Origin of the sequence: Rhizobium sp. N122 (assembly GCF_002211295.1) — a bacterium.
Taxonomy (GTDB): domain Bacteria; phylum Pseudomonadota; class Alphaproteobacteria; order Rhizobiales; family Rhizobiaceae; genus Rhizobium.
This window is the reverse complement of record NZ_LOKU01000078.1, coordinates 175,768-194,820: the sequence shown is the minus strand read 5'-3', so window position 1 is coordinate 194,820 and position 19,053 is coordinate 175,768. Positions and strand designations below refer to the sequence as shown.

Annotated in this window: 25 protein-coding genes and 1 tRNA gene; 22 read left to right on the top strand and 4 right to left on the bottom strand. The window is 59.4% G+C overall.

What is annotated here, in order from left to right; all coding sequences use genetic code 11:
- Positions 1-33 precede the first annotated feature (33 nt).
- The 19 genes from ATY75_RS34845 (at position 34) to ATY75_RS32155 (ending at position 10,434) form a co-directional block, all read left to right on the top strand.
- Complete coding sequence (locus tag ATY75_RS34845; protein ID WP_190241463.1) at positions 34-492, top strand: hypothetical protein; 459 nt, start codon at positions 34-36, stop codon at positions 490-492.
- Positions 489-836, top strand: coding sequence for a hypothetical protein (locus ATY75_RS32245; protein ID WP_088940571.1), 348 nt, complete (start codon positions 489-491; stop codon positions 834-836). Before ATY75_RS34845 ends, ATY75_RS32245 begins: the two co-directional genes overlap by 4 nt.
- On the top strand, positions 833-1,084 hold the full coding sequence (locus ATY75_RS32240; protein WP_088940570.1) for a hypothetical protein: 252 nt from the start codon (positions 833-835) through the stop codon (positions 1,082-1,084). Before ATY75_RS32245 ends, ATY75_RS32240 begins: the two co-directional genes overlap by 4 nt.
- Positions 1,081-1,437, top strand: coding sequence for a hypothetical protein (locus ATY75_RS32235; protein WP_088940569.1), 357 nt, complete (start codon positions 1,081-1,083; stop codon positions 1,435-1,437). The genes ATY75_RS32240 and ATY75_RS32235 overlap by 4 nt, the downstream gene beginning before the upstream one ends.
- 391 nt (positions 1,438-1,828) lie before the next feature.
- Positions 1,829-2,059 (top strand): hypothetical protein, encoded by a 231-nt coding sequence (locus ATY75_RS32225; RefSeq protein ID WP_088940567.1) that lies wholly within the window; start codon positions 1,829-1,831, stop codon positions 2,057-2,059.
- Positions 2,052-2,942: an ERF family protein gene (locus ATY75_RS32220; RefSeq protein WP_088940566.1), complete on the top strand. Its 891-nt coding sequence runs from the start codon at positions 2,052-2,054 to the stop codon at positions 2,940-2,942. The genes ATY75_RS32225 and ATY75_RS32220 overlap by 8 nt, the downstream gene beginning before the upstream one ends.
- Complete coding sequence (locus tag ATY75_RS32215; RefSeq protein WP_088940565.1) at positions 2,939-3,553, top strand: lambda exonuclease family protein; 615 nt, start codon at positions 2,939-2,941, stop codon at positions 3,551-3,553. Before ATY75_RS32220 ends, ATY75_RS32215 begins: the two co-directional genes overlap by 4 nt.
- Entirely contained in the window at positions 3,550-4,455 is a 906-nt protein-coding gene (locus ATY75_RS35395) for a hypothetical protein (RefSeq protein WP_245317675.1), read from the top strand. The genes ATY75_RS32215 and ATY75_RS35395 overlap by 4 nt, the downstream gene beginning before the upstream one ends.
- Before the next feature lies 1 nt (position 4,456).
- Positions 4,457-5,284, top strand: a complete 828-nt coding sequence (locus tag ATY75_RS32205; protein ID WP_088940564.1) for a hypothetical protein — start codon at positions 4,457-4,459, stop codon at positions 5,282-5,284.
- A 2-nt stretch (positions 5,285-5,286) separates the two neighbouring features.
- On the top strand, positions 5,287-5,607 hold the full coding sequence (locus ATY75_RS32200; protein WP_088940563.1) for a hypothetical protein: 321 nt from the start codon (positions 5,287-5,289) through the stop codon (positions 5,605-5,607).
- Positions 5,600-5,833, top strand: coding sequence for a hypothetical protein (locus tag ATY75_RS32195; protein ID WP_088940562.1), 234 nt, complete (start codon positions 5,600-5,602; stop codon positions 5,831-5,833). Before ATY75_RS32200 ends, ATY75_RS32195 begins: the two co-directional genes overlap by 8 nt.
- Positions 5,820-6,302, top strand: coding sequence for an HNH endonuclease signature motif containing protein (locus ATY75_RS34945; protein WP_210199566.1), 483 nt, complete (start codon positions 5,820-5,822; stop codon positions 6,300-6,302). Before ATY75_RS32195 ends, ATY75_RS34945 begins: the two co-directional genes overlap by 14 nt.
- Positions 6,289-6,702, top strand: coding sequence for a hypothetical protein (locus ATY75_RS32185; protein WP_088940560.1), 414 nt, complete (start codon positions 6,289-6,291; stop codon positions 6,700-6,702). Before ATY75_RS34945 ends, ATY75_RS32185 begins: the two co-directional genes overlap by 14 nt.
- 650 nt (positions 6,703-7,352) lie before the next feature.
- Positions 7,353-7,790 (top strand): hypothetical protein, encoded by a 438-nt coding sequence (locus tag ATY75_RS32180; protein WP_088940559.1) that lies wholly within the window; start codon positions 7,353-7,355, stop codon positions 7,788-7,790.
- Entirely contained in the window at positions 7,787-8,176 is a 390-nt protein-coding gene (locus ATY75_RS32175) for a hypothetical protein (protein ID WP_088940558.1), read from the top strand. Before ATY75_RS32180 ends, ATY75_RS32175 begins: the two co-directional genes overlap by 4 nt.
- On the top strand, positions 8,173-8,634 hold the full coding sequence (locus tag ATY75_RS34385; RefSeq protein ID WP_143535374.1) for a hypothetical protein: 462 nt from the start codon (positions 8,173-8,175) through the stop codon (positions 8,632-8,634). The genes ATY75_RS32175 and ATY75_RS34385 overlap by 4 nt, the downstream gene beginning before the upstream one ends.
- Before the next feature lie 77 nt (positions 8,635-8,711).
- A complete protein-coding gene (locus ATY75_RS32170; RefSeq protein WP_348627425.1) occupies positions 8,712-8,960 on the top strand; it encodes a DfrB family trimethoprim-resistant dihydrofolate reductase in 249 nt (82 codons plus the stop codon).
- Positions 8,947-9,228 (top strand): hypothetical protein, encoded by a 282-nt coding sequence (locus tag ATY75_RS32165; RefSeq protein ID WP_143535373.1) that lies wholly within the window; start codon positions 8,947-8,949, stop codon positions 9,226-9,228. Before ATY75_RS32170 ends, ATY75_RS32165 begins: the two co-directional genes overlap by 14 nt.
- Before the next feature lie 174 nt (positions 9,229-9,402).
- On the top strand, positions 9,403-10,434 hold the full coding sequence (locus ATY75_RS32155) for an integrase (RefSeq protein ID WP_088940555.1): 1,032 nt from the start codon (positions 9,403-9,405) through the stop codon (positions 10,432-10,434).
- Positions 10,435-10,516: 82 nt separating this feature from the next.
- On the opposite strand, the gene ATY75_RS32150 is transcribed toward ATY75_RS32155, so the two are convergent.
- Positions 10,517-10,592 (bottom strand) — tRNA-Thr (locus tag ATY75_RS32150).
- 156 nt (positions 10,593-10,748) lie between these two features.
- On the opposite strand from ATY75_RS32150, the gene ATY75_RS32145 reads away from it, so the two are divergent.
- Genes ATY75_RS32145 through ATY75_RS32135 form a run of 3 tightly spaced genes read left to right on the top strand, consistent with a single transcriptional unit; the run spans position 10,749 to position 13,090 of the window.
- Positions 10,749-11,522 (top strand): NAD kinase, encoded by a 774-nt coding sequence (locus ATY75_RS32145; protein WP_064838102.1) that lies wholly within the window; start codon positions 10,749-10,751, stop codon positions 11,520-11,522.
- Between the two features lie 4 nt (positions 11,523-11,526).
- Positions 11,527-12,036 carry a hypothetical protein gene (locus ATY75_RS32140; RefSeq protein WP_088940554.1) on the top strand — a complete coding sequence of 170 codons (510 nt, stop codon included), beginning with the start codon at positions 11,527-11,529 and terminating at the stop codon, positions 12,034-12,036.
- Between the two features lie 34 nt (positions 12,037-12,070).
- A complete protein-coding gene (locus ATY75_RS32135; protein WP_088940553.1) occupies positions 12,071-13,090 on the top strand; it encodes a dienelactone hydrolase in 1,020 nt (339 codons plus the stop codon).
- A 55-nt stretch (positions 13,091-13,145) separates the two neighbouring features.
- On the opposite strand, the gene prfB is transcribed toward ATY75_RS32135, so the two are convergent.
- From prfB to ATY75_RS32120, 3 genes are all read right to left on the bottom strand, one after another.
- A protein-coding gene (prfB, locus tag ATY75_RS32130; protein ID WP_171899759.1) for a peptide chain release factor 2 occupies positions 13,146-14,277 on the bottom strand; the annotation gives its coding sequence in 2 pieces (ribosomal slippage) (positions 13,146-14,207 and positions 14,209-14,277; 1,131 coding nt in all).
- Between the two features lie 100 nt (positions 14,278-14,377).
- Positions 14,378-16,837, bottom strand: a complete 2,460-nt coding sequence (locus ATY75_RS32125) for a penicillin-binding protein 1A (RefSeq protein ID WP_088940552.1) — start codon at positions 16,835-16,837, stop codon at positions 14,378-14,380.
- Positions 16,838-17,203: 366 nt separating this feature from the next.
- Positions 17,204-18,490, bottom strand: a complete 1,287-nt coding sequence (locus ATY75_RS32120; RefSeq protein WP_088940551.1) for an N-acetylmuramoyl-L-alanine amidase — start codon at positions 18,488-18,490, stop codon at positions 17,204-17,206.
- Positions 18,491-19,053: the final 563 nt, after the last annotated feature.

Sequence of the window (19,053 nt, the reverse complement as noted above, 5' to 3'; positions counted from 1 at the left end):
CCCTTCCGCGCCAACTGAACCGAGGATGATGCAATGACGAAGGACCAGATAAAACACATGGTTGACCGCTTCCTCAGTTGGAAGCTTCCTGAGAACTTTCGTCCCGACGCTGGCATCAGCTTCAGGGCGGAATACAACGAAAACACCCCGCACCCGATGAAGCATGAGCCGTCTGGCACCAACCTGCTCGACGCCGTTCAGGCCGAGGCGATGGTCCGCCATATGATCGAAGGGCTCACGACTGCCGCGCCTGAGGTTCTTGAAGCCCTGCTTCAGTGCGAGGACTACTTCGACAACAAGGCAGACGCCGACTGCGACCAAGACGGCTTCATCCCGAACAAGGAAATGGTGCTTCTTAGCAAGGTCCGCGAGGCCATCTCAAGCGTCGAAGGACATACGGCGCCGACCGGCAACAGCCACGTTCATCCGGTGTTCCAATCGGTCTTGGCGACTATCGCGCCGCCAGCCAAACCGGAGTCTGGCAAGCTATGACCTCCATAACAGATCGTGAAGCCTGGGACGAACTCCACGCCGAGCAGTTCGAAAAGATTGCCGCCGATTGCGACAGGATGGCCAAGGAATGGGCGGCGAAGCACTGCATCGAAGGATACCAGATGGCCGCGCAGATCCTCACCCAGAAAGAGGTCTACCGGCGCATGTCCTATTCGATGCGGCAGCCTCGATACGTCCGCGAAGAACGAGAGCGCTTTGAGGCTGAGACTGCGCCTTCGGAACCATCCGCCATTCACGACCCGCTGTTCGGTGAAGTCTCTGAGGAGACGATCCGCATTGTGGACGCTCACTTCAGTCAGGGCAGATCCGAGGGCCGGTCATGATATTCGCCAAGCGCTATCTCATCGAACGTCTGATCGCCGGTTCGCCCGAATATTACGACGGATGCGAGACCCCCAGGTACGACGGCTTTTCTCCTGATCGAGAAGACGCAGAGCTGTTTCGGACCCAAGCTAGGGCGCAGCGCAGAGCAGATCGTGTCGGTGGCGAGGTCTACGCGACTTCGGTCATGGCGAGCCTCGCAGACGGGTTCAAGGCTCCGGTTATTCAGGTTTCAGCGAGGGCGGCATGAGCAAGCTCACAGACGCAGCCGATAAGCTCATCGCGCTGCTTGACCCATACACAGGGCTCCCGAGCGAGATCCGCCTGGCATTGATCGATCTGGTGTCGGCGAACGAGCAGGAGAAGCATGCAGATGCGAAGCTCGAAACGTGGGCCAAGCAGATCACCACGGCAATATCTGACGCTATCGGCGGCGGCTCGGAGATGTTCCTTCGGCACGGCGATATTTACCGGATCGATCCTGTCTTCGTCGCTGAATACATCCGTGAGCGGCGGAAAGACCACCACGAAGCGATGCACCGACACATCCGCCACATTCGAGAACTTGAGGCGCAAATCGCCGTCCTTGGAGCAAATCCATGACCAACCGCCGCACCATAAACGAGGCCATAGGCTACCTGCAGCACTTCAAAGCCGACGCTCTATCCGGCCTCCCCTGCGACCCTGACACGGTACAGATGGCGATCGACCGTCTGCAGGCTGCGATTGCCGAGCCGGCGCCGGCTCGGCCGTTCCAGCATGTCGCTTCGATTTGCGCTGGAGACGTCGCCCTAACAGGGGCTGATTTCCGCGGCGAAACTCCGGTGTTTGCTGTGGGCGTCCGCCAAGACCCGACCAAACACGCCTCAACGTCTCCCGGTCCTGTGAACTGCTCGACTCGGTTGCGTTTCCAAAATCAGCGTTATCCACGCACATGTGCCCGCTGTGGGTTAGGGCCGTGCCCATTTTTCCTAGACGATGGGAGTGCGAAGCCATGACCGACTGCATCATCAAAGCCTTCGGCGGCTGTGCCTGCCCTACCGGTGAATGCGCCGAGAAGCCCCTCACCCCTCCCCCTGTCGTCTTCATCTCTTGGAGAACACAGCTTGCCGTCTGCCTATTTATCGGGGCGATCGGCGGGATACTCGCCTTCACCGTCATGGCGAGGATGGAGACGCATTTCAAAACTCGCGACCTCATTGCACAGGAGACTCGCCGTGGCTGACCTCCTCGATATCCCCGGAACTGAAGAACATATCGGCGGCCTCGCTACTGGCGTTGTCGCGAAGGCAAAGCAAGCCATGGAGGCGAAGAAAATGGGAAATGCAGTCGAAGTCCACACCCCGGCGCAGATCGCAGCCAGCGAGCAATCTCGCGCCGTTATGACGCCGATGGAGATGCTTGACCGTGCAGTGTCGTCCGGCGCCAGCGTGGAGACGCTTACGCAGCTCATGAACCTGCAAGAGCGTTGGGAAGCCAACCAGGCGCGCAAGGCTTTCGACGCGGCGATGGCTGCGGCAAAGGCCAATATGCCGGCGATCGTCAAAAACCGGAAGGTAGATTTCACCACCGGGAAAGGGCGCACGAATTATCAATACGAAGATCTGGCGTCGATCATGAATCAGATCGGTCCCGTTCTGTCCGCCAACGGCCTGTCGGTGCGTTATCGCACGTCGGCCGACCCGAACCTGCCGATCTCTGTCACCTGCATCATTTCCCACCAGATGGGCCACAGCGAGGAAAACACGCTCATGGCCGGCCGTGACGACAGCGGCAACAAGAACAGTATTCAACAGATCGGATCGACGGTCACCTATTTGCAGCGGTACACGCTCAAGGCGGCCCTTGGCCTGGCTGCGGCGGTTGATGACGACGGCAGCAAAGCAGACCAGACGAACGACGACGCCAAGCTTATCACCGAAGCACAAGCGTCTGTCATCCGCGATCTTATCGAGAAGGGCGAAGTTGACACGGCGGTATTCTGTGAACGGTGGAAGGTCGATGCCGTCACCGACATCCCCTTGAAGCAGTTCAACGAGGTCGTCGGCTCGCTTCGCCAGCGCGTGGCCTACCTCGCCACCCAGCGCAGCCAAGGGAGCGCAGCATGACGCTCCAGATTTTCGATTGCGACCAGAACTCGCCGGAATGGCTTGCTGCCCGTATGGGCATCCCGACCGCCAGCAAGTTCGCGACGGTCATGGCGAAGGGGGAAGGCAAGATCCGCAGCAAATACATGCGCGAGCTTGCCGCCGAGATCTATACCGGCGAGCCGAACGTCTCCTTCTCCAACGGCCATATGGAGCGCGGCCATGAGATGGAGGATATCGCCCGGAAGGAATACGCATTCATCACCGACCAAGAGCCTATCCAGGTCGGATTCATCCGCAACGGCTTGAAGGGCTCTAGCCCTGATAGCCTGATCGGTGACAACGGCGGCTTGGAGATCAAGACTGCCCTGCCCGAAATCCAGATCGATAGGCTGGAACGGAATCGTCTGCCACCCGAGCACGTCGCTCAGGTTCAGGGTAATCTCTGGGTTTCCGGGCGGGAATGGTGGGATTTCGTCTCGTACTGGCCGAAGCTTCCCATGCTGACCGTCCGCGTCTACCGAGACGAGGCATACATCAAGACTATGTCCGACGAGATCGACCGCTTCAATGACGAGCTTGCCGAGCTTGTCGAGCGCGTGCGCCGCTATGGGCAGAAGGATGCGGCATGACCACGATCAACCGCACAATCGAAACCGAGCATGACCGAACTATGGCGGCACGCCTCATCGAAAACCGGCCTGTACCGTTCACCCTGTCGCTCACGGATGGCAAGCACCGCACCACGGCGCAGAATAAGCTGCAGCGCCTGTGGATGAATGAAATATCCCAGCAGCGCGGCGACATGACACCAGAGGAAGCTCGCTCCTATTGCAAGCTCACCATCGGCGTTCCGATCTTGCGGGCCGAAAACGAGGCTTTCCGAATCCGCTATGACGAAGTGGTGAAGCCTCTGCCCTATGAGCAGAAGCTTGCCATCATGGCCGAACCGCTCGACTTGCCGGTTACGCGGCTGATGACCACTAAGCAGAAAACCGACTATCTCGACGGCATCGTGCGGCATTTCGCCGAACAGGGAATCGTCCTCACCATGCCGGAAGACATGAAACACGAATCCGGCGGCGCCTCCCTCCCGCTGGACGCAGACGAGCAATCCCCCTCTCCCTCGTCTGCCGGCGCTACAGAGTCCCCCTCCTCTGTAGCGCCCTCCCTTGCCGATGCATCTACCAGTGAGGCACGACATGGTGATGCAGAAGCCGAAGCCGCCGACGCTACCGCCCCCAATGCGTCGGCGGCTTCCAATCTTTCAGCCGATCAACGGGCAAAGCTCATCGAAGCTGCCGCCAAGTTCATGAAGCTTGCCCAGGAGCAGATCTCATTCGAGAGCCGACTGCAGTTCCTCGAATCCAGAGAGATGGACTGGAAAGACGCAATTGAGCCGGCGAACTGGCCCAAGCTCGAATCCCTCGCTGCTGCGGCACGGGCAGTCATCAACTCAAAGCGGACGGCGGCACAGGCTTTTGGCTTCATGGCTGAAGTGCTGTCGTGTGGCGTCTCGGATATCGGAGGCTGACATGGCTATCAATCCAGATTTCGAAATCGGCATGGAATTGTTCACCAAGGACGGCCGGCGTGTTGAGCTTTTGGCCGTCACGGTCGACGGCGTGTATGTCGTCAGCCAAGTCCTTCGGTTCGAAGATTACGATGGCGGCTACGGATATAGCCGAGGCGAAACCACATTCGAGGAGGAGCTTTGGTCAAAGGCCCCTGTTGCCGTCGTAGACGAGGAAATAGCCGTTGCGGAGAAGAAACTGGCCGAAGCGGAGCGGTTGCGCTCGGTGCGTCTCAGTGAGGCGCTTAACGCCGAGCGCGAGGTCAAGGATCGGCTCGCTAAACTGTCCAAATACAAGGGTCTTGAGCATCTCGAAGCCTTCATCGACGGCAAGATCACACATTTCGTGGATCTCTACAGTTACGACATTTTGACGGCTGCGCAGGCGATCGAGCGGCGCGAGTACGGTCCTAAGCTCCTCTCGCTCTTTGGTGATGCCAAAGGCAACCTGGAATGGCGCGTCAACGAATACAAAGATGGTTCTGGTAGTTGGCGAGAAATGCTTCCAGCTACCAGCGAGGAGGATGCTGCCTCTATCCGCTCCGAGCGCCTGTCATCCGATCTGGCGGACGCCTACTTCGAGGAATTCAAGAAGAAAGGCAGGCCATACCATTTCCAGACGAAATTCAAGGCCGCGACCAAACACGGAATACCGGTGACCGACCAGATGCGGTCAGACTATGCCGATCTGGCGAAGATCGACCTCAAGAAGGCTGAGGAGGAAGCGCTGCGTTCGTGCAACCAGGCCAATGAACGGCTTGCTCGCATTCGAAGCGAATTGGGGGTGTGACCATGGGATATTTTTCCAACGGCACCGAAGGCATCGATTACGAAGAGACGTTCTGCGAACGCTGCCTTCATCAGGATGAATGCCCGGTGTGGCTTGCTCACCTGCTCTATAGCTACCGGGATTGCAACGACGAGGACAGCATCCTTCACATGCTTATCCCGAAGCTTGGCGTCACGAATGGTCAATGCCGGATGTTCGTCGACAAGGGGCTGCTGAGCAATCTCGCAATCCAGAAATTCAAATCTGACGCGGCGGACGCCCGCAGGACCGAGGAGGCATATGCAGCCTCTCTCGCAAAAAGGGAGGAACAGGCCAATGGCTGACAATCACGCCCACGCATGCGTTCACCAAGAACTCGTCACCGCCATTGCGGCTGTCTGCGAAGGCCATAAATCCGCTGACGTGCTCATGGCCGTCTCGATGTTCATCGGAGCTTTCGAGGCGCAGGCCCAGCGTCCCGATTTGGACAACCTCATGCGCCTCATCCACAACTCGGCGCGGCATACCTTCGATATGATCATGGAGGAGCGGGCCAATGCTTCACTCTGAGGAAAATGTAGAAAAATGTTGGGATCTCATCTGTGCCGGCGTTAAGCAGCACGAGATCGCGAAGACGCTTCGCCTCAGTCGTTCCACCACGTCCAGGCTATGCAGAGCGGCGGCAAAAAAGAATGGGAATGTAGATCATAGACGGTTTTTAAGAGAGCATGGTGCATATGAAAATCTCATGCAGTTCCTATTCCCTCGTATCGAATTTGGTACGAAAGATGATTGCTGGGGGTGGAAATCAGGAAAGAAACCGAACGGCTACGGGTCCGTGAACTTTAACGGCACTGGATATCAAGCCCACAGAGCAGTGTACGAGTGCCTTGTTGGACCGATACCTGATGGCCTCGTGATCGATCATCTTTGCGGCAATCCAGGCTGTGTCAATCCATATCACCTGAAGCCTTCTCTTCAGGCAGAAAATCTCCTCCGGCGCGCATCAAAGATGGATTATCCACATGGCGCGCCGTGAATTCACCCGAAACCAACGTGAGCAGATCGTCGAGCGCTCCAAGAATGACTTGGGCCAAATCTGCTGTGAGCGCTGCAAGCTCGTCCTCGCCGGCAAGCCCTATGAGATCGACCACATCCTGGCGGAAGCCCTACGCCCCGAAGCCGACAAGCAGCGCAAGATCACCATCGCCGAAGGCCAGTTGCTCGGGAAGGACTGCTGCCACCGCGGCAAAGACGGCAAGACCAACCAGGACGTGAAGGCGATCGCCAAGGCCAAGCGTGTCTATAACGGCGCGAACGGGCTCAAGGCCTCGAAGCAGAAGATCCGCAGCCCCGGCTTCCCGAAAGCTTTGAAGTCGCTCTCACGAGAGCCAAAACCGACTTTGGCGCCAAGACCTCTTTATACGGAGTCTAAGTGAATGGCTGTTTTTTGCTCGATTGAAGGATGCGGAAATAATCTGCACGTCCGCGGGATGTGTCGATCGCACTATAGGCGATGGTATAAATATGGCGACCCAAATTCCGGCAGCACCGGAAGGGGCGTAATCAAAAATTGGATCTTCAACGTCGCTCTCCTACACGAAGGTGACGAATGTTTAACATGGCCATTCGCAACGACTGGAAGTGGGTACACATGCCTACACCATAATGGAAAAAATATAGTTGCTACTAGATACGTTTGTGAACTGGTGAACGGTCCTCCACCGACACCAGAGCATGAAGCCGCGCACTCCTGCGGCAAAGGCCATGAAGCCTGCATTGCGCCAAAACATTTGAGGTGGGCGACTTCATCCGAAAATCAGCTAGAACGCGCCATCCACGGAACCGACAGCCGAGGCACTCGCAGTGCGACTGCAAAACTAACGGAACAAGATGTCCTGGATATCAGATCATTGCGAGGAAAAGTTCAGAATAAGGTTCTAGCAGAAAAGTATGCCGTGTCCGATTCTCACATTGCCTCCATTCAACTCGGTCGTGCATGGGCTTGGCTTAAGGTCGACGCCCCATTGCCACCGCGCCAGCTTTTCGCGCCGGCCGCCATCATTAACCAGCATACTGAGGGGAAGCCATGAGCATAGCCGAAATCATCGAAAGCCTTGAGAAGGCGTCCGGCCCGTCTCGATATCTGGATAAGGACATACACATCATCGTTGGCTTGGCTGAACCGGGCGCTGAAAACTACGGCCCATACCTCTACAGGAAGATGGCCTGCCCGAGATACACGGAATCAGTGGATGCGGCCATAGCACTCTGCGAGGCTGCTCTTCCTGGGGCAAAGATCAGCCTTTTCGTGAACCACCTGACGTCGGCGAAGGACGAGAGCGGAGCCCGCGCGACCGTTCACCGCAAGAAGGGGCCGAAATGTCCATACACGGGCATTCGCTGGCCAGCATGCCAGGGCGAGTGCTTCCACTCAAAAACGGCTCCTCTCGCAATCTGCATAGCCCTCCTCAAAGCGAAGGAAGCTGAAGACGAGCGGATAAAGGAACGGAGGATCGCAGCATGACCATGACCGATCACGAACGCGGCGTAGAGGCTGCGATACGCAAAGCAGGTCAGGTTGCCATTGACCACCTGATCGACACTTGCGTGACCTACGAAGCCACCAATGACGATCTAGCGGACTATCTCACGCGCATAGTTGACGCCTGTGTCCGTGCCGCCCTCTCCGCCCTCGCCCCGCAGGCCGGCGATAATGTGGAGGAGCCGGTGGCGTGGCGGTATCGAGGCAAGAATTGGGGCGAAAACTACTGGCACTACTTCACCAAGGAACCCAGCCACAAAGAGGATGGCGAGATTTGGCAGGGTCTTTACACCCACCCATGCACCTCAACCCCAGTTGTCTCTCAGAATGCACCGGATTTGGAAGATAAGGGAGGGGATGGTGCATGACCCGCTCTGGTATCTCACAAAAGACGGTGATCGGACCTGTATTGCCTTGTTCCGGCGGCACTACTCATGCCGGAACAAAAACCCTAAACAGGATCAGTTCGTTGGTCCCGGAGAGCATATCGTCCTGCGAACCGATGATGGGGACGCTGTCTTTGTTTGGCGAGCTGCCGAGTACAGGGCGGACGGCGAAGAGGGCATTGAATGTTCGCTCTTCCGAAACGAAAGCAGACACCTCTCATCAGAGCTTGTCCGTCAGGCTGACGCGGTCGCTGATCACTGCTGGCCTGGTGAAAGGCATTACACCTTTGTCAGTCCGGACGACGTACGGTCTAGCAATCCGGGATTTTGCTTTCTTGCCGCTGGATGGCGGCGATGCGGGCGCACCGCAAAAGGTCTACTCATCTTTGAGAGATTGCCGTGACGCCGCCCAGCCCAACGCATCGGAGGCAACACCATGACCGACATCACCACCCGCCTCCTCTCCATGTCCGAAGCCATGTGGATGGACCGCAGCCAAGAGGAAATCGATGCGCTGTTGCTGGAAGCAAAGGGGGATATAGAGAAGCTTAGGGCTGACAACACTGATCGCAAATTCAAACTTGGCGACCGAGTCAGCAAGAAGTCTGGATCGTCGTGGAACGGTCGAGTAGTTGGCTTCTACAGCACCGAACTTACGCCTGTCGGCTACTGCGTCGAAAGCGAGCGCGAGACCGGCTCCGTGCAGATATACCCGGAAGCCGCCCTCCTTCCACAGCAGAAGGGGAATGCCGATGCCAAGCAATGAAGCCGATATCCGGAACGCTGCGCTGGAAGCGGCAGCGAAGCTGATCGAGGAAGGCATTGCAGATTCGAGCGTCCGGCTGGACCCACGCAAGCACAAAAATCTTTCGGACTGGATCAGAGATCAGCAGGCGGCCGCGATCCGCGCGCTGAAGTCCGACGCCGCACCCGTCCCCGCGGACAAGCCCTTCACCTTCGCAGATCCCGTCCGCCAGCGAGAGCATGAAAAGCATAAGGCGGCCTGTGGAAACAATGTGGATAGCGCGCCATGAGCCGAGCCCGCACTTACACAAAGTCCGAAATCTCCGATGCTGCGTCTGCCGCAGCCATGCACAACGTCCGGGTGGTCATGCACCCGGGCGGCGAAATCGAATTCGCTCCCAAGAACTTCACTGCGGTCGATCGTGAAGAAGACACCGCTGAGAAGGCTTTGAGGGACTGGCAGAATGGAAGGCAAGCTCGTGGGCGTGCATAAGGTCAAGGTCAAACTGGCCGGCGGCGGCGAGGCGACCTATTACTACGCCTGGCGCGGCAAGGGAGCGCCGCGGATAAAGGCGAAGCCGGGAACGAAAGCCTTTACCCAGGAATATGTGCGCCTCACGCGCGACCGGCCGGTAAACGCGGTTTCGGGCACCATCGGCTCTCTGATCGACGAATTCCGCTCAACGGCGAAATACAAGGCTTTGGCACCAAACACTCGCAAGGATTATGAGCGGATGTTTGGGGCGATCCGGGCCGAATACGAGACATTCCCTATTTCGGCCATAGAAGCCCGAGGAAGCCGAAAGCTCTTCCTGGCATGGCGAGACACCATGAAGGATGCCCCTCGCTCCGCTGACATGCATCTTGGGCTTTTGGGGAGGGTCTTCGCGTGGGCGAAGGACAATGAGACAATCCTTCGGAACCCGCTGGAGCGCGTCGAGCATCTGCATGAAGGGACCAGGCGCGATGAGATCTGGTCGATGGAGCAGATCAACACCCTGCTGACCAAGGGCGCGCCGCACATCAGAAACGTGGCCCAGGTCGCGCTATGGACAATGCAGCGGCAAAAGGATCTGCTGACCATGCCGATGATCGCCTTCGATGGCGAGCGGGTGTCTATCAAGCAGGGGAAAACGGGAGCGAGGGTGCGCGTGCGCGCCGCGCCAGATATCGTGCCGATCCTGCGGGATGCGAAGGAAAACGGCCGGCAGCGCGTGCTGGTGAACTCGTTCGGCCAGAACTGGACCTCGAGCGGGTTCAAGTCTTCATGGCGGAAGGAGATGGCCCGTCTGAAGATAACGGGCGTGACGTTCCACGATCTGCGCGGCACGGCGATCACCTATGCCTATGCGCACCTTGACCGATCGCACGATGAGAAAATCAAGCTGATCGCGGAGATTTCCGGGCATTCTGCGGAGGAAGCGGACGCGATTATCAGGCGTCATTATCTGGCTGGCGAGGAAGTAATCGACGCCATCAGCCGTGGAACGAAATGAGCATGAATCGTAAAATGCTGGAAAGACTGTAAAGTGCGTTTTATGAGTTAGTGCTTGGAAGCCTTGGAATATAAGGCTTTTATGGTGCCCCCGCCAGGGTTCGAACCCGGGACCCCCTGATTACAAATCAGGTGCTCTACCAACTGAGCTACAAGGGCAATAGGTGCCCAACTAGCAGATTCTATGGTTCTGTAAAGGAAAATTCGTGTCTGTGCGGACAGGTCGGCCGCCGCTCAAACGCCTGGTAATAGAAAACGTCCTTGTCGCGCCAGCCTTTTATCCGTTAGCTAGGGCAGCTTCACAAAGGGCATTGCATGGGCCGTTCATTTCAGACGCTTTCCTTTATCGCCTCGCCAACGACGGAGGCGCTCGCCGCGCGCGAGGAGTTGATTCGCATCTATGGCGACGTGCCGGCCGACGATGCCGATGTCATCGTTGCGCTCGGTGGCGACGGTTTCATGCTGCAGACGCTGCACAACACCATGAACTCCGGCAAGCTGGTCTACGGCATGAATCGCGGCTCGGTCGGTTTCCTGATGAACGACTATCGCACCGACCAGCTTCAGCAGCGCATCTGCGACGCCGTTGAAAACGTCTTCCGGCCGTTGCAGATGACGACGGCCAATGCCGACGGCACCAATTCGACGGCGCTCGCCATCAACGAGGTCTATCTTTTCCGCCAGTCCTATCAGGCGGCGAATCTGAGGGTGACGGTGGACGGGCGCGTCCGCCTGGAGGAACTGATCTGCGACGGGCTGATGGTCGCGACCCCCGCCGGCTCGACGGCCTATAATCTCTCCGCCCATGGCCCGATCCTGCCGCTCGAGGCGCCGCTGCTGGCCATGACGCCGGTCAGCGCCTTCAGGCCGCGCCGCTGGCGAGGCGCACTGCTGCCGAACAAGGTGACCGTCGATATCGACGTGCTCGAGCCGGTGAAGCGGCCGGTGAATGCGGTGGCCGACAATACCGAGGTCAAATCGGTGCTGCATGTCCGCATCGCCCAGTCGGAGCATATGACGGCACGCATCCTGTCCGATCCCGACCGCTCCTGGTCCGACCGTATTCTCGCCGAGCAGTTCAAGGATTGAGACGATGGCATTGCGACGGATATTGATGACCACCGTTTTCCTCATCGGATGGTCGGCCGCAGCCTTGCCGGCGCAGGACGCCATCCTGCCGGCATCGGTGATTTTTGCGACCAGCACCGGCTATTGGGAGGATGACGGCAACGCACCTGATGTCGAGCGGGCGCCGACAGCCGCCGAGAGCGTTGCCAACCCGCAGGCAAAGGCCACGCAACGCCACGGCTACTACAAGCTCTTTGCCGTGCGCCAGGCAGACAGGACCTCGAAGGTCTATTTGCAGCAGATTGCCCAGACCGAGACCGGCCCGACGATCGCTTCTACCGTCGAGCTGCAGGAAATCAGCGAACTCAAGCCTTATATTACCGATATCCGCCCCGAAAATTCGAACGGCATTATCAAGGAACCCGGGTTGTTCGCCACGATTTATCTGAAGACCGATCCCAATGCCGAGCCGGATGGCTGGACCGTGCTGATCGACGAATTCGGCGACATCACCGTCCAGAAGGCGACGAATTGAACCGCGAGGATCCGTTCGGGAAGGTGCTGAAGAAATGAAACTCGGCTTCCGCGACGGCGTCCTTTACGACGACAACAGATCGAACTGGGACGCAGACGGCCCCAGACCCATCAGCTGGTCGCTGTGGTATCCGGCAGCCGACGCGGCGCTGGAAAACGATACGGCGGAAAGAAGCTGGTTCAAGAAGGCGGTCGTCGCCCGCGACGCAGCCATCCGGCCTGAGGCCGGGCCCTATCCCCTCGTCCTGTTGTCGCATGGCACCGGCGGATCCGCGGCGGGATTGGAGTGGCTGGCGCGACGGCTCGCCGAGCGCGGATTTGCAGCGCTCGGCGTCAACCATCACGGCAATACCGGCAACGAGCCCTATCGCGCCGAAGGCTTTGCCTGCCTTTGGGAGCGGGCGCCGGATCTGAGCTTCATGCTCGACCGCCGCGATGACTGGCTCGGCGATCTCTCCTCTCATATCGATACCACCCGCGTGTTCGCATCCGGATTTTCGGCCGGAGCCTATAGCGTGATGCTGCTTCTCGGCGCTGTCGCCCAGTTTTCGCAGTTCGACCCATCCAGGATGAAGCCGGGCGGGGCGCGCGGACCAAGGGAATTTCCCGACCTTGCCGATCACGTCCCGACCTTGCTTCGCACCAGCGATGTCTTTCGCCATTCATGGTCGCGCATGTCGAAGTCTTACCGGGACGACAGAATCAAGGCCGCACTCCTGTGCGCGCCGGGCCGCTCCATTTTCGGTTTCAGCGAGGAAAGCCTGAAAGCCGTCGACGCGTCCGCCCTCATTCTGGTCGGCGATGCCGACAAGGCGGCACCGGCCGAAGAATGTTCTGCATGGCTGCATGCGCGGCTCCGGCGCAGTTCTCTTAAAATCTTCGGCGGCGGGCTTGGGCATTATGTCTTCGTGCCTGAAGGTACCGCCCTCGGCCTGGCCTTTGCGGCAGAGCTCTTTACCGATCCTCCTGATATCGAGCGCGCCGCCATCCACGACGAGATTGCCGATCTGTCGGCAGCGCTGTTCCAGGACAGCACCGTCAAAGCGATGGCCTGAGCATCAAAAAAGCCCCGTCTCCGGGGCTTTCTCGTCTTAATCTTGCTTTTGTCTGTCAATCCACGTCGTCGACGACCGCGTCGGCAGCGCCGCTGATGCGGTGGGCAAGGGCCGCTTCCATGAACTCGTTGAGTTCGCCGTCGAGCACGTCGTCCGGCGCGGTGCTGGCGACGCCGGTGCGCATATCCTTGACCAACTGATAGGGCTGCAGCACGTAGGAGCGGATCTGGTGGCCCCAACCGATATCCGTCTTGGAGGCGGCTTCGGCGTTTGCGGCGTCCTCACGCTTCTTCAGCTCGGCTTCGTACATGCGGGCGCGCAGCATGTCCCAGGCCTTGGCCCGGTTCTTGTGCTGCGAACGCTCCTGCTGGCACTGCACGACGATGCCGGTCGGCATATGCGTGATACGCACGGCCGAGTCGGTGGTGTTGACGTGCTGGCCGCCGGCGCCCGACGAACGATAGGTGTCGATGCGGCAATCGCCTTCGTTGATCTCGATCTGGATCGAGTCGTCGACCACGGGATAGACCCAGATCGACGAGAAGGAGGTGTGGCGACGCGCGTTGCTGTCGTAGGGCGAGATGCGCACCAGCCGGTGCACGCCCGATTCCGTCTTCAGCCAGCCATAGGCATTGTGTCCCTTGACGAGCAGGGTCGCGGATTTGATGCCCGCCTCTTCGCCGTCATGGACTTCGAGAAGCTCGACCTTGAAACGCTGGCGTTCGGCCCAGCGGGTGTACATGCGCAGCAGCATGTTCGCCCAGTCCTGGCTCTCGGTGCCGCCGGCGCCGGAATGGACTTCGAGATAGGTGTCGTTGCTATCGGCTTCGCCGGAGAGCATGGCTTCCACCTGGCGGCGGGCGGCCTCGGCCTTCAAGGCCTTCAGCGTATCCTCGGCTTCCTTGACGACCCCTTCGTCGCCCTCTTCCTCGCCGAGTTCGATCAGCTCTATATTGTCATTCAGCTGCTGTTCCAGCTGCTTGACGCCATTGATGCCGTCATCGAGCTGCTGGCGCTCGCGCATCAGCTTCTGGGCTTCCTGCGCATCGTTCCAGAGGGTCGGATCCTCTGCCTTGTTGTTCAACCAGTCCAGCCGTCTTATCGCCTGGTCCCAGTCAAAGATGCCTCCTCAGCAGGGTGATAGCCTGCTTGGTTTCATCGACCACGTTTTCGATTTCCGCTCGCATTTTCCTGCTTCTCTGTCTCGGTTCTTCCGGTGCTGGTGGACATAGAGACGCCCGCCGCGGATGTAAAGAGCCGCGACGGGCGTTCAAAATTCGGCGATGGTCAGAACAGGCCGGGCGTGCCGGTCTGGACGGCCTGGTTTGCCTGCGGCGAGGTCTTCAGGATCTCTTCCGGCGCCATGGTGCTGTCCATGCCGATGACGTTGAAGCTGTCGGCCGGGCCGGTGCCTGGTTTGAAGGCCTCGATGATGGTGTTCGGATCGCCGTCCATGGCGGCCATGCCGGTCTTGCGGTCGATCGAAATCAGGTTCATGCCCGGCGGAATGACGAATTTCGATTCCGGCGCGTCCTTGACGGCGGCCTGCATGAACTCGTTGAAGATCGGCGCGGAGAGACCGCCGCCGGTGCCGCCGCGGCCGAGTGGGGCCGGCGTATCGAAGCCCATATAGAGGCCGGCGACCAGATCCGGGGTGAAGCCGACGAACCAGGCGTCCTTCTCGTCGTTGGTGGTGCCGGTCTTGCCGGCCACGTCGCGGCCGCCGAGATCGATCTTGCCGGCGGCGGTGCCGCGCTGGATGACGCCCTGCATCATCGAGGTGATCTGGTAGGCGGTCATCGGGTCGAGAACGGTTTCGCGGTTGTCGACGACATTGGGCTCTTCCTGGTTCTGCCAGTCGCCGGCATTGCAGCCTTCGCAGAGACGCTCCTCATGCTTGAAGATCGTCTTGCCGTAGCGGTCCTGGATGCGGTCGATCAACGTCGGCTTGATCTGCTTGCCGCCATTGGCGATGACCGAATAGGCCGAGACCATGCGCAGTACCGTGGTGTCGCCGGCGCCGAGCGACATGGAGAGAACCGGCAGCATGTGATCGTAGATGCCGAAGCGCTCGGCATATTCGGCGACGATGTTCATGCCGAGATCGTTGGCGAGACGCACCGTCATCAGGTTGCGCGAATGCTCGATGCCCGAGCGCAGCGTCGACGGGCCGCCGACTTCGCCGCCGTAGTTTTCCGGCTTCCAGACCTGGCCGCCGGACACGATCTCGATCGGCGCATCCATGATGACGGAGGCCGGCGTATAGCCGTTATCCATCGCGGCGGCGTAGACGAAGGGCTTGAACGAGGAGCCCGGCTGGCGCATCGCCTGGGTGGCGCGGTTGAATTCGGACTGCGAATAGGAGAAGCCGCCGACCATGGCGAGCACGCGGCCGGTCTTCGGATCCATGGCGACCAGGCCGCCCTGCACCTTCGGCGGCTGCTGCAGGCGATAGGAGGTCGAGGCGTCGCCGCCGAGCTTTGCGACATAGACGACGTCACCGGGGGCTACGGCGCCGACCGGTGATTTCGTGCTTTTGCGGGCGGCGTCGGCCGAACGGAAGGCCCACTGCATGTTCTTGGCATCGATAGTGCCGCGTTGACGGTCGGCCGAAACCTTGCCGCTTCCATCCTTGGCCGGCTGCAGGCCGATATCGACATTGCTGTCGGAAACGGCAAGCACGACGGCAAGCCGCCATTCCGGCACGTCGGCGAGTGCCGGAATATCGGCAAGCGCCTTGCCCCAGTCGCCGCTTGCATCGATCTGCTTGATCGGCCCGTGGAAACCGCGACGCTCGTCATAGGTCACCAGACCGTCCTGCAGCGCCTTGCGGGCGGCGAGCTGCATCTGCGGATCGAGCGAGGTGCGTACAGAAAGGCCGCCCTCATAGAGAACCTTCTCGCCATATTGGTCGATCAGCTGGCGGCGCACGGCTTCGGCGAAATAGTCCGAAGCAAAAAGCGAGGGGCCGGTCGTGCGAGCGGTGACGCCGAGCGGCTGCTTCTTGGCTTCCACGCCGTCGCTCTGGCTGACATAGCCGTTCTCGACCATGCGGTCGATCACCCAGTTGCGGCGCTCGAGCGCAGCTTCCGGATGGCGGAAAGGATGATAATTGGCCGGGCCTTTCGGCAAGGATGCCAGATAGGCGGCTTCGGCGACAGTCAGTTCGGTGACGGATTTGTTGAAATAGGTGAGTGCTGCGCCGGCGATGCCATAGGAATTCAGGCCGAAGAAGATCTCGTTCAGGTAGAGCTCAAGGATCTTGTCCTTGCTGTAGGCCTGCTCGATGCGGAAGGACAGGATCGCTTCCTTGATCTTGCGGTCGATCGTCTGGTCAGAGCTCAGAAGGAAGTTCTTGGCCACCTGCTGGGTGATCGTGGAAGCGCCGACCGGCCGGCGGCCGGAACCGAAATTCTGCAGGTTGACGAGGATGGCGCGGCCGAGACCGGTGAGATCGACGCCCGGATGATTGTAGAAATTCTTGTCTTCGGCCGACAGGAAAGCCGCCTTGACGCGGTCGGGGATGGCCTGGATCGGCAGGAAGAGACGCTTTTCCTTGGCGTATTCGGCCATCAGCGCGCCGTTGCCGGCGTGGACACGGGTGGTCACCGGCGGCGCGTAGCTGTTCAGAACGGCATAGTCCGGGAGATCCTTCGCGACGTTGGCGAGATAGATGGCAACACCCGCCGCCGCGACCAGAAACAGGACGCAGGCCATTCCGAAGAAATATCCAAAAAGTCTAACCATATTTTCAGCTACCGGTCTCTTCGATCTTCAATCGGCGCAGAACGCAACGATTGCACCGATCAAGGCAATTTGCACGTTGCGCGGCTTACTCCATGAGCGCTACCGCCACAAGCCGATTCCGCGCTCAAGGCTTACGAAACATAAGCCGGAGTAACGGCGCGATTGTGAGGAAAATAGGGCCCTGCCCGCCGCATTCACCGCCGCGGGCGCGTTTCATCGGGACTGTCACATCCAAGCAACGCCCGTCCCCGCCGCCCATCCGAGCCATGCTGCTCAGAGTTTGAATCAGGCGATGCACATTAAGTCTTTGTTTTTATCGATTTCATCGACCCGCAACCCCTATCGATTTATGGGGCGCGGCAGGCATCAGCCGCCATTGGCGATGACGGCGGCGCGGTAGCGCTTCACTGCGTCGGTCAATAGACCGACGATCTTGCCGCGCCAGGTCTCGTCGAGCAGCAGTTTCTCGTCCTCGGCGTTCGAGAGGAAGCCGAGCTCGAGAAGGATCGACGGCACATCTGGGGCCTGCAGCACGCGGAAACCGGCATGACGGTGCGGATTGTTGATGGTGCCGACCTGGTCCTTGAACGAATTCAGCACGCTTTCGGCCAGCGAAATCGAAAAGGCCTGAGTCTCGCGCCGGGTCAGATCGAGCAGGATATCGGCGACCTCGGGCGGCTCGGCGACCGTCTCCTTGCCGGCGATCTGGTCGGAGAGGTTTTCGCGTTCGGCAAGGTCGGCGGCGAGCTTGTCGGATGCCTTGTCGGAGATGGTGTAGACGGTGGCGCCGCGGATATCCTTCTGCTTCAGCGTGTCGGCGTGCAGCGAAATGAACAGCCCGGCATGGTTCTGGCGGGCGATCAGCACCCGCTGCGACAGCGACAGGAACTCGTCATCCTTGCGCGTCAGGAAAGCCTTGATGCCCGGCTCCTTGTTCAGCCGCTCGGTCAAGGCTTTGGCGAAGGCGAGCGTCACCTGCTTTTCCTCGGTCTTGGTGTCGACGCCGATCGCGCCGGTATCGATGCCGCCATGGCCGGCGTCGACCGCGATGACGAAATCCCCGGGAGCGGATTTCTCAGGTGCCGGAATGGCGCTCGTCGTCTGGGCTGCGCCGGTCTCATCGTTCGAGGTCCGATCGCTCCAGGCCCGATCGCCCCAGGATTGCGTCTTGACCAGTTCGGCAAAGGCCTGCTTGTCGATCATCTCCGCATCGAGCACGAGGCGATGGCCCTTGCCGGCCTCGTCGGCCTGTACCTTGGCGAGCGCCAGCTTCACTGGCCCTGCCGTCGTCAGCACGATGCGGGCACTCTCCTCGTCCATCTTGCCGTAGCGAATATCCTTGAACAGGCCGCGGGCAGCGAGATCCTTTGCCGGAAAACCGAAGGCGGTCGCCGGCAGGTCGACGACGATACGTTCGGGATTGGCGATATAGTGGACGGAAAAACGCGGTTCCCGATCGAAATCGATGACGATGCGGGTTCTTGCATCGTCGCCGATGATGCGCGCGCCATAAGCAAGCAGCGGATCTTTGGCCTCGACGGAACCAACAACAGCCGACAACAGACCAACGGCCAGAAACGCCGTCAGAACCCGCCTTGCGCATGTCGATCGCCGCATTGCGGATTTCACCGCGGTCCGAGCCCTCTTAAACAATAAACCGCCACACCCTATCTGTTACTGCGATGGAGCCGGCGCGGCCGCGTCGAACGTCGTTGGGACGAAACACCCGTTGCGGCCTGCCGAATCGCAATCGCTTTATCCCCAGCTTCTATGCGTTACGAAATCCATCAATATTATGGCACATTTGGCTTTTCCCTTGCTATTGTGACACGGAAAACATACAACGAATTTTAGGGTAAAGTGTTGACGGGATAGAGTCGCCGCAAAGGCTGCCAGCCAGATCTGGACCTGGCGCCACACCGGTCATCGTCCGCCGTCTCATGCGCTTCACCCGTAGAACTGGATCCTGATTTTCCGGCTCATTGTCGGAATTCATTGGTGGATCAGCCACCACGCTCTCAGGGAGCAAACTCATCGGACCCGAATGGGTCTTCGTATTTGTCGATCACGCTTGGTTGTTGATGGTTTCGCAGCAGGTTTTATCTGAAGTGTACAGGCCCCGGACCGAAATGGTTCCGGCTGCGGTCTGGCTGCTGCCCTCCCCCTCGCATCAGGCGCGACTTTCATTATCCGGCGCGGCCACTGCGGACCGCATT